Source organism: Sporosarcina psychrophila, assembly GCF_001590685.1.
GTDB classification, from domain to species: domain Bacteria; phylum Bacillota; class Bacilli; order Bacillales_A; family Planococcaceae; genus Sporosarcina; species Sporosarcina psychrophila.
The window spans coordinates 349,116-358,353 of record NZ_CP014616.1 but is presented as its reverse complement, the minus strand read 5'-3'; the positions used below and the strand labels follow the sequence as shown (position 1 = coordinate 358,353).

Below are 9,238 nucleotides of genomic sequence, written 5' to 3'. Positions count from 1 at the left end.
CAAACTTCTTTCAACATTTTACGCTGAAAAAGTTTTAATGACCCCTACGGGATTCGAACCCGTGATACCGCCGTGAAAGGGCGGTGTCTTAACCGCTTGACCAAGGGGCCTCATTCTTAAAGTTGCTCTGGAGCTTCCAACCGGATTCGAACCGGTGACCTCTTCCTTACCATGGAAGCACTCTACCTACTGAGCTATGGAAGCATATGGCTCCGCAGGTAGGACTCGAACCTACGACCGATCGGTTAACAGCCGATTGCTCTACCACTGAGCTACTGCGGAATAATAAGTATTCATTTAAATTTGTTCATGTCGTTCAGGACAAACTCCATTATAACAAACATTAAATATTTTTCAAGACCTTTTTTAAAGTTTGTTTTGTTCCCGACAGCAACTTATATATATTATCACGTCTTTTGCATATTTGTCAACACACTTTCATAAACTTACGGTAGATTGTGCAAAAAGGGGACAACATATGCGAAACAAGTACATGATGACTGCCATTATTTGCTGCGCGCTCTTCCTGCTCCTTCCCGCTTTACCTAAACAACTATCTCTTGTATCCGTGTTCCGCGTAACGGAGGAACCTGCTGTTATTGTACGCGGCGCTAGTGGTTCCGCACTGACCGTAAATATTTCATTCGGGGATATAGAAGTGGAACAATGGATCCAAGAACTCAGTAAACCTTATCCACTTCTACTCGTTGATATGAAATGGGCTGGTCGTTTTCCAGAAACCGTGCAACTCATCAAAGAAAAAAATATTTCTATAGGGTTACTCGGCGATAAGGGTGTAACCTATGAACAAAACACAATTTTGTTCATAGAACAACTTGAGCAGTTCGAAAAAACTTTCGGGGTAAAACCTCTTTGGTTTCGTACCATTGATGAAGTTTTTCCAGCGAACTTGCATAGTATGCTCTGGGATGCGGAAGTTAATGCACTGGGTTCATCTGTTGTTTGGAATGGTGGCGACCTCCCTTCTGTCACTAAAGGAGAAATTATTTCTGTCCCCCATCACCGGGAAAACCGTGTTAATTTGGCTGAGTTAAAAAAGTTAGATAAAGATCGAACTTTTATATCTGTGGAAGCCATGTTATTCGGAACGAAGGTGAATGTCAAAAAAATACCCGAATAACCCAACCGCCTCACCTTCTCTTATAAAAAAACAGCACAATCCGCCATTATCAACTGGCTGGTGTGCTGTTTTTTTATTTTGCTTTAGCAGACTTCGTAACTTTGCCTCGTGCTTTTCTGCGTGCTTCCAGCTTCACCTTATCTTCATCAGACTGCTTGTTGAACTTCGGTAGTACTAAGATTTGATACGCATTCACTGCAAGAAGCGGGAAGAGCAGGATTGTGACCCATGAATCGATATTACCTGAACGTACCATCAACGCAGGTAACCATTCAAGTGTTGTAATAACGATCATGAAGAATAGTGCTGAAATGAGCGTGTGTTTCTTCGTCCATTTCGCCTTGAAATAAGCGGTTACCGCGGAAACACCTACTAGTGTTGCAAGTAATCCTAGGTACAGAACTGTACGACCTGTCTCATCTGACGTCAATTGGAATCTGAAGAAGATAAGGTCAAATAGGACAATCGCAATGATTAATAGCTGAACCCAATTCCACAATGTGAGTGTTTTAAAGATATTCACACCGAATTGATGGACCGTTAAATAAGCAAAAAAGCCCATTTGCGCAACGACGCTCATCGTAAACCCAAGGAAGATCATCCAAAGAAATGCACCTATGAATTGACCGTATTCACCATTGGATAAATATTGAGAGAAGAACTCCCAGCGGACAATTAATCCTACAACCGCCGTCATGAAGCCTCCGATTAGTAATGCTGTAAAAAAGAATTTGACCCAATTTCGTATTGTCACGATAGTGATCCTCCGTTTTGTTTTTACTTCCAATAGTGTAACAACGTTTTGATGAAAAATCTATTTCATTAAACGATTCATGCATATTCTACGTCGTATTGTGAACAATAAATGAAAATGCATCTGGAAGGGAATTTGATTTCCATGAAAAAAAGAATTGGTCTATTCCTGTTTTCGGCCCTTTTATTGACTGGATGTAGCATGCAGCAGGCTGCTCCGACATACGACGAAACAAAAAAAATGATGACCGATGCACTCCAGACGGAGGAGGGGAAAAAAGCGGTTCGGCAAATGTTCGCAGATCCGGAATTTAAGGAACTACTTATTCTAGAACAACCTGAAGTAAAGAAATCCGTCGAAGACACTCTCCTTTCTAAAAAAGGGGAAGATTTTTGGAAAAAAACGTTCGAAGATCCAAAGTTCACTGAAACCATTGCAAAAAGCATGAAGGAACAGCAGCAAGATATCATGAAACAACTGATGGATGATTCATCATTCCAAAAACAGTTGGAAGAGTTTTTCACCCAGCCCGACATGTTAAAGCAGTTAGAAACCGTTACCCAGTCGGCAAATATGAAGAAACATCTTGAAAAAGTTGTTGAAGAAACCATTAACAGCCCTTTACTGCAAACGAAATGGCAAGAACTGATTTTAAAAGCCGGTGAACCGAAACCAGAGGAGAGCGGTGGAGGTAGTGGTGGTGGAGGTGCTGGTGCTGGCGGAAGTGGCGGAGAAGACAAGCAGGAAAAAAGTAATGGCGGAGGAGGCAAATAGCCTTCTCCACCTTTTTACATCCATTATTGTTTCGTAGTTTTTTTAATAATATTTTCCGCAATGTCCATGTAAATTTTCCCGATAGGTTGATCTTCTGCATAGACGGAAGGTGCAAAATCTTCTTCATCCCAGTCCGGTTGGCCAAGAGGAATTTGCCCAAGTAACTCTGTACGAAGTTCCTCAGCTAATTTTACGCCGCCGCCTTGACCGAATACGAATTCACGTTCACCTGACGTTTTCGATTCGAACCAAGACATATTTTCAATTACACCAAGCAATTCATGGTCGGTCTGAAGCGCCATTGCTCCTGCACGCGCAGCAACAAATGCAGCTGTCGGATGCGGAGTCGTTACAACGATTTCTTTAGACGTCGGAATCATCTGGTGGATATCAAGCGCAACATCCCCTGTACCTGGCGGCAAATCGAGGAATAGGTAGTCAAGATCTCCCCACTCAACGTCGCGGAAGAACTGGTCGAGTGCTTTCCCAAGCATTGGACCGCGCCATACAACTGGTGCGTTATCCTCAACGAAGAAGCCCATAGAAATAACTTTTACGCCTAGACGTTCAACTGGGATAATCCGGTCACCCCGAACAACTGGCAAATCAGTTACACCCATCATATCTGGTACACTAAAGCCATAAATATCAGCATCAATTAAACCGACCTTTTTCCCTAGACGCGCAAGCGCTACAGCAAGGTTAACCGACACAGTCGATTTCCCTACGCCACCTTTACCAGACGCTATTGAAATAAATTCAACGTCATTCAGCGGTGACAATAAATCTTGTGCTTCCGATTCCGTCACTTTTCCACGGAACTGTTCCAGCACTTCTGCCGGTAATTCTTCGAAACGGATACCAACAGAATCAGCACCTGCTCCTTTCAATGCATCGACCACTTGTGTTTGAAGACCCATCTGTTCAGCAGTATTAATTTTAGCGATAGCTATCTTCACGCTAACATGCTTCTTCTCTGGCTTGATTGTTACGCCTGTAATTCCACTCGTCTCCGCAAGCGTTTTATGTAAAAACGGATCTTTCAGTTGCCCCAACAATTCACGTACTGTTTCTTCATTCATCAATGTAGACACCCCTTGGAGGTTTATTCATTCACCTCCAAGTATACCATAATAAGCTACCCGCAAATCCCATTAAGGCTCTCACTTTTCATCTGCAGTATGAAATTCAACGATACCTTCCATGATCGCATCAGCTACCTTGCCTTGATAAGCAGGGTCAATTAGGAGGGCCCTTTCTTCATTGTTTGACAGAAAACCTGTTTCAACGAGAACTGCTGGAGTCGGTACTTTTTTCAGCAAATAGACACCCTTAATTGCCATTGCTACTCGTTCCGTATTTTTTAAATTAGTCTGGAATGATTCTTGAATAGCTTTTGCCAGAAATTCACCATTAGGATCTCCCCCCGGATGATAAAAAACTTGAGACCCGCGCCATCTTTCCTCTGGTATTGCGTTAACGTGAACGCTGATGAACATATCAGGTTTTTCACTGATTGCAATGCTTTCCCTCAATTTCAAATCAGCCATTTTGCGTTCGCGAGTTGTTCCGAATTTCTCAGCCGGGGCATGTTCGGCCAACGCGTCGCCATCTTGTGTCCGCGTCATGATAACTGTCGCCCCTTTCTTTTCAAGCCGCTTCTTCAATTCATGAGAGATACTCAGTGTAATATCCCGTTCTACGACATCTCCGGATGAAGCGCCCCCGTCCATACCTCCATGTCCCGGGTCGATAAGTATCTTCACCCCACCAAGCTCTGCGGGCATGAAAAAATTCCGATCTGACGAAGCCTTAACGCCATACATGACAATTCCAAGAGAACACACAAATAATAAACAGATCACAAACCACCGTTTCATATGGACACCGCCTTTTTCCTTCACTATACGCAGATTCAGCGGCAGATATGTCCTACTTTGAGTAGAGATTGGGGGTAGAATTAGTTTTTACTGAACGAAGCAATGCTTTGCCAAAACCAAACGACGCTTTAGCGAAACTAAACAACAATCCAACTGTACCCCTATATTCCTAAAACCAAAAAAGGAACCCCGCAAGGTTCCTTTCCAAAAGTACTTATTCAGTAGCGCCTTCCCATTCCAGCATGCCGCCTAGCATGTTTGTAACATCATAGCCTTCATCCGCTAGGAACTCTTGCGCACGCCCACTACGGCCGCTTGAACGGCAAATCAGTATATATGGCTTAGAGCTATCAAGTTCACTCATACGCACCGGTACGTCGCCTAGAGGGATGTGAATTGCACCAGGGATCATCCCTGCCGCTACTTCATCTGCCTCGCGCACGTCGACCAAGTTAAGCTGTTCACCTTTTTCTAGCCGTTCTTGTAATTCAGTAGTTGTGATTTCTTTCATAGCAAATCCTCCTCACATTTTATCCTTTCTACTTTACCATAGAAGCGGTGATATTCACGAAAAACATCTGCCTTCAACGACAAGTTCCAGCTGAAGCTCAATTAGGTTCTACCTAAAAGCTTTGGTATACTACATATATTGAAATGAAGAATCCCATTGAATCCGCTTCGGCGCTCGGGGATGCCTCCGCTCAGTTTATATAGGTATTCATTTGTCAGACATGTATAGTTAGAAATGATTTGAGAACTAGTATAAATTGAAATTAAGACTTCTTTCAAATCCACTACGGTGCTTTAAAGAGGCTTGTACTCTATTTATACACTGTCTTTAATACCTCGGTGGAATCTAGATTATCATGCAGCACGAAGGAGGACGAATCGAGCATGAAAGAAGATATTTCATACACGACCGAAGAAATTGCTCAGATTTTGAAAGTGTCCAAATTGACGGTCTACGATTTGATCAAAAAAGAACAATTGCCCTCGTACCGGGTTGGACGACAAATACGAGTAGACGCCCATGACTTGGCTGATTATAAAGAACAAACTAAAAGTAGAAGAAACGTAAATAGAGTGGACGCGCACTTTAACGGAAACCCTCCCGATGAAAGTAAGTCATTTACCACACCAACTAGACAAATCATAATTAGCGGGCAGGATTTGAGCTTAGACATATTGGCTAATTACATTGAGAAGAATTCGACTAGGTATCGTCCGCTTCGCTCGTATACAGGCAGTTTGAATAGTTTAGTTTCCATGTACCAAGGGGAGGCAGATGTCGTAAGTACTCACCTGTTTGACGGAGACACAGGGGAATATAATATTCCGTACATCCGCAAAATCCTCGTCGGACAACCTTACCTCATCATCAATTTCCTATCACGCTGGGAAGGCTTTTACGTGAGAAAGGGAAACCCTAAAAATATTCAATCTTGGACCGATTTAACGAAACCAGGAATTACAATGGTCAACCGAGAAAAAGGGTCCGGTGTACGGGTTTTAATTGACGAGAAGTTTCGGATAGAAGGCATTTCTCCTCAACATGTATCTGGCTATGAAGTAGAAGTATTGAACCACATAGGAGTTGCCAGCAAAGTTGCAAGCGAAGAAGCCGATGTAGGGATAGGCACTGAGAAAACTGCCCACCTCGTTGACGTTGACTTTATTCCCCTCATCCAAGAACAGTATGATCTCGTCATATTGAAAACTCCACAAAATGAAGGGCTTATTAATTTGATAACACATATTTTACATTCAGATTCATTTCAGAAAGAGATCCAATCAATTGGCGGTTACGATTTATCCAAAACAGGGAAAATCATCTATGAAACATTTTAACGAAGTCTAAAAGAGTTCCTCCCTTCAACGATTTGACTCAGTTGAAGGGAGGAACTTTTTTCAATTTGAAACAGCTATCCTTTTATGCAAATTATCGACAGTCTTTATTACCGACCCCTTTTCAAGATACAGGATTGTATCTCCAAGCTTCTCCGCCTCATTCATGTCATGCGTAACGATAATGAACGGAATTCGCCAAATCTCATGGAGTCTTAACAGTTCGTCCTGGCACTCAATCCGCGTTTCATGATCTAACGCAGACAAGGGCTCGTCAAGTAATAAAATGGATGGCTCTGTTGCTAAGGCACGCGCAAGTGCAACTCTTTGCTTCTCTCCGCCAGAAATTTGGTGGGGATATTTTTGTAACAAATGCTCTATCCCTAACACGCTAACTAAGTGTTCAATCCGAAACGGGGGCTCACCCTCTTTTTTCTTTTTCATTCCATAGGCAATATTTTTTTCCACAATCATATGAGGGAAAAGTGCATAATCCTGAAAGAGATAGCCGATGTTTCTGTTTTTAGTCGGTAGCGGTTTGCCTCCTTCACTGAAGTACGTTTTTCCATTTAACTTGATATATCCTGCGTCCGGTTTGTCCAACCCTGCTATATTATTTAAGATTGATGTTTTCCCGGATCCAGAGGGTCCAAATAAAACAAGAATTTCATCTTCTACCTTCAATTCAATATCCAACAAAAAGTGAGGTAGCTTTTTTTTGATGTGAACTTCGAGCATACAATCATCCTCTTATCCATTGTCATTTTTATAGCGACGCATGTTCCGCCTGCTCCACCAATTTAACCACATGATTGTACTAAATCCTAAAGCAACGATAATAACTACCCAAAAGGTAGCCTTCTCCATTTGCCCCGATTCTACCGCAAAGTAGATGGCCATCGGAATCGTATCTGTTTTTCCAGGAATATAGCCCGCCAACATCAACGTAGCCCCGAATTCCCCGAGTCCCCTTGCAAAAGAGAGGACTAAACCAGCAAGAAGACCCGGCCAAGCAAGACGAAACGAAATGGTCCAAAAAACACGCCACTCCGAAGCTCCCATTGTTCTAGCCACATTCTCCAACTTTGAATCCAAGTTTTCGAAAGCCGCACTTGCACTTTGATACATCAAAGGAAATGAGACGACAATTGAAGCTATAACCGCGCCAAGCCACGAGAAAATGATTTGAATACCGAACACGGAATATAGCCAACTTCCGATAAACCCATTCTTCCCAAAAAGTATCAGTAATCCAAACCCAACGACAGTCGGAGGTAAAACGAGTGGCAAAAGGAATAACGTTTCGATAAACCCTTTTCCAAAGAACGTTTTGCGTGCCAGTATTCGTGCGAAGAAGACTCCTCCTATAAAAACGAAAAGAGTGGAGATGCCCGCTACTTTTAACGATAAAAGTAATGGCGTATAATCCGTCTCATTCACATGCATCCCTCTTTCTACTTACTTGAATCCGTATTTCTTCAAGATTTCTTTGCCTTGCTCGCCTGCGAGAAACGCTAAAAATGCTTTCGCTTCTTCAGGGTGCTTCGAGTCGGCAATGACGGCCCCCGGATAAACAATTTGATCATGCCATTCAGGTTTAGCCGTAGCCACTACTTTTACCTTATCTGAAATCAATGCATCACTGGCATACACAACGCCAATATCCGCATTGCCCATTTCAACATGTGTCAGAACTTGGCGTACATCCGAACTCAAAACCAACTTACTTTGTAACGGCTCCCAAAGCTTCAGTGTTTCAAGTACTTTTTTCGAATAACGGCCAACAGGCACGCTTTCTGGCTCGCCGATAGCAAAATGATCAATTGTTGCTGAATCTATATCTTCAAATGAGGACAAATTGAATGGTTTTTCTTTATTCGTAATTAACACCAGCTCGTTTGTAGCAAAATCTAGTCGTGTATCTTCAAGTATCAGATTTCCCTTCTGCAGCTTATCCATATCTATTTTACTTGCCGATAGGAACACATCTGAGGGTGCACCTTGCTCGATTTGTTGCGCTAATTTACCTGAGCCCCCGGGATTGAACGACAAGGTAATGGTCGAATGTTCACTTTCAAAACTAGTTTTCAGTTCATTCAATGCATCTGTTAAACTGGCCGCGGCCGAAATTATTAATTCAACTTCATCATCTGAATCACTGACAATTGGTTGTTGACCATTGGAACATCCTACTGAAATCAATAGCAAGCATAGTAAAACAAGGAAACAACTCACCTTTTTCATCATCTTAAGCCTCCCTATTCTTATACCAGTTATAACTGAATATAACTAGTTATATCCGGTTATGCTCTAATAGCTCTAATTATGAATTGCCATATACTGTAGGTCAAGTGATTTTCTTAATTAACTAACTACCTTCTCAGGATAAAACCATAAAAAAGCCCTCTTCCACGAATGGAAAAGAGCTTTTTTTAATTAAAAGATTAACGTTTTGAGAACTGTGGTGCACGACGTGCGCCTTTAAGACCTGGTTTTTTACGTTCTTTCATTCTTGCATCACGTGTAAGAAGTCCTGCTGATTTAAGCGCTGGACGGAAGTCAGGGTCTACTTGAAGTAGAGCACGTGCAACTCCGTGACGGATTGCTCCTGCTTGTCCAGTGTATCCACCACCATCAACGTTTACAAGGATATCGTAGCTTCCAAGAGTTTCCGTAATTACAAGTGGTTGTTTGATGATTTCGCGAAGTGTTGCAAATGGTACGTAGTCTTCTACGTCGCGTTTGTTGATGATAATTGTGCCATCTCCAGGAACTAGACGTACACGAGCTGTTGAGCTTTTACGACGGCCTGTGCCGAGATATTGTACTTGTGCCAAGTTGTTT

11 protein-coding genes and 3 tRNA genes are annotated in these 9,238 nt (G+C 42.4%); 3 read left to right on the top strand and 11 right to left on the bottom strand.

The features are described from left to right. Positions 1-38: 38 nt before the first annotated feature. From AZE41_RS01670 to AZE41_RS01660, 3 genes are all read right to left on the bottom strand, one after another. A tRNA-Glu gene (locus AZE41_RS01670) sits at positions 39-110 on the bottom strand. A gap of 18 nt (positions 111-128) precedes the next feature. Further along, a tRNA-Thr gene (locus tag AZE41_RS01665) sits at positions 129-204 on the bottom strand. Positions 205-207: 3 nt separating this feature from the next. Continuing rightward, positions 208-282, bottom strand: a tRNA-Asn gene (locus AZE41_RS01660). 196 nt (positions 283-478) lie between these two features. Between AZE41_RS01660 and AZE41_RS01655 the strand changes: the two genes are divergently transcribed. Beyond that, entirely contained in the window at positions 479-1,141 is a 663-nt protein-coding gene (locus AZE41_RS01655; protein ID WP_067204862.1) for a polysaccharide deacetylase family protein, read from the top strand. A 73-nt stretch (positions 1,142-1,214) separates the two neighbouring features. On the opposite strand, the gene AZE41_RS01650 is transcribed toward AZE41_RS01655, so the two are convergent. Then, complete coding sequence (locus tag AZE41_RS01650) at positions 1,215-1,895, bottom strand: KinB-signaling pathway activation protein (RefSeq protein ID WP_067204859.1); 681 nt, start codon at positions 1,893-1,895, stop codon at positions 1,215-1,217. A gap of 144 nt (positions 1,896-2,039) precedes the next feature. On the opposite strand from AZE41_RS01650, the gene gerD reads away from it, so the two are divergent. After that, positions 2,040-2,669, top strand: coding sequence for a spore germination lipoprotein GerD (gerD, locus tag AZE41_RS01645; protein ID WP_067204856.1), 630 nt, complete (start codon positions 2,040-2,042; stop codon positions 2,667-2,669). Positions 2,670-2,692: 23 nt separating this feature from the next. On the opposite strand, the gene AZE41_RS01640 is transcribed toward gerD, so the two are convergent. The 3 genes from AZE41_RS01640 to AZE41_RS01630 form a co-directional block, all read right to left on the bottom strand. Continuing rightward, positions 2,693-3,751 (bottom strand): Mrp/NBP35 family ATP-binding protein, encoded by a 1,059-nt coding sequence (locus tag AZE41_RS01640; RefSeq protein ID WP_067213800.1) that lies wholly within the window; start codon positions 3,749-3,751, stop codon positions 2,693-2,695. An 81-nt stretch (positions 3,752-3,832) separates the two neighbouring features. Beyond that, positions 3,833-4,549 (bottom strand): N-acetylmuramoyl-L-alanine amidase, encoded by a 717-nt coding sequence (locus tag AZE41_RS01635; protein ID WP_067204853.1) that lies wholly within the window; start codon positions 4,547-4,549, stop codon positions 3,833-3,835. Between the two features lie 214 nt (positions 4,550-4,763). Beyond that, the gene (locus tag AZE41_RS01630; RefSeq protein ID WP_067204850.1) at positions 4,764-5,060 is read right to left on the bottom strand and encodes a rhodanese-like domain-containing protein; all 297 of its coding nucleotides are present in this window, start codon (positions 5,058-5,060) and stop codon (positions 4,764-4,766) included. 383 nt (positions 5,061-5,443) lie between these two features. Here AZE41_RS01630 and AZE41_RS01625 point away from each other — a divergent pair, with 383 nt between their 5' ends. After that, the gene (locus tag AZE41_RS01625; protein ID WP_067204847.1) at positions 5,444-6,397 is read left to right on the top strand and encodes a substrate-binding domain-containing protein; all 954 of its coding nucleotides are present in this window, start codon (positions 5,444-5,446) and stop codon (positions 6,395-6,397) included. Positions 6,398-6,457: 60 nt separating this feature from the next. Here the strand turns inward: AZE41_RS01625 and AZE41_RS01620 are convergent, their stop codons facing one another. The 4 genes from AZE41_RS01620 to rpsI form a co-directional block, all read right to left on the bottom strand. After that, the gene (locus AZE41_RS01620) at positions 6,458-7,132 is read right to left on the bottom strand and encodes an ATP-binding cassette domain-containing protein (RefSeq protein ID WP_067204845.1); all 675 of its coding nucleotides are present in this window, start codon (positions 7,130-7,132) and stop codon (positions 6,458-6,460) included. Positions 7,133-7,144: 12 nt separating this feature from the next. Further along, the gene (gene modB / locus AZE41_RS01615) at positions 7,145-7,834 is read right to left on the bottom strand and encodes a molybdate ABC transporter permease subunit (protein WP_067204842.1); all 690 of its coding nucleotides are present in this window, start codon (positions 7,832-7,834) and stop codon (positions 7,145-7,147) included. 18 nt (positions 7,835-7,852) lie between these two features. Continuing rightward, the gene (modA, locus tag AZE41_RS01610) at positions 7,853-8,641 is read right to left on the bottom strand and encodes a molybdate ABC transporter substrate-binding protein (protein ID WP_067204840.1); all 789 of its coding nucleotides are present in this window, start codon (positions 8,639-8,641) and stop codon (positions 7,853-7,855) included. A 197-nt stretch (positions 8,642-8,838) separates the two neighbouring features. Beyond that, on the bottom strand, positions 8,839-9,231 hold the full coding sequence (gene rpsI, locus AZE41_RS01605; RefSeq protein WP_067204837.1) for a 30S ribosomal protein S9: 393 nt from the start codon (positions 9,229-9,231) through the stop codon (positions 8,839-8,841). Between the last annotated feature and the right edge of the window lie 7 nt (positions 9,232-9,238).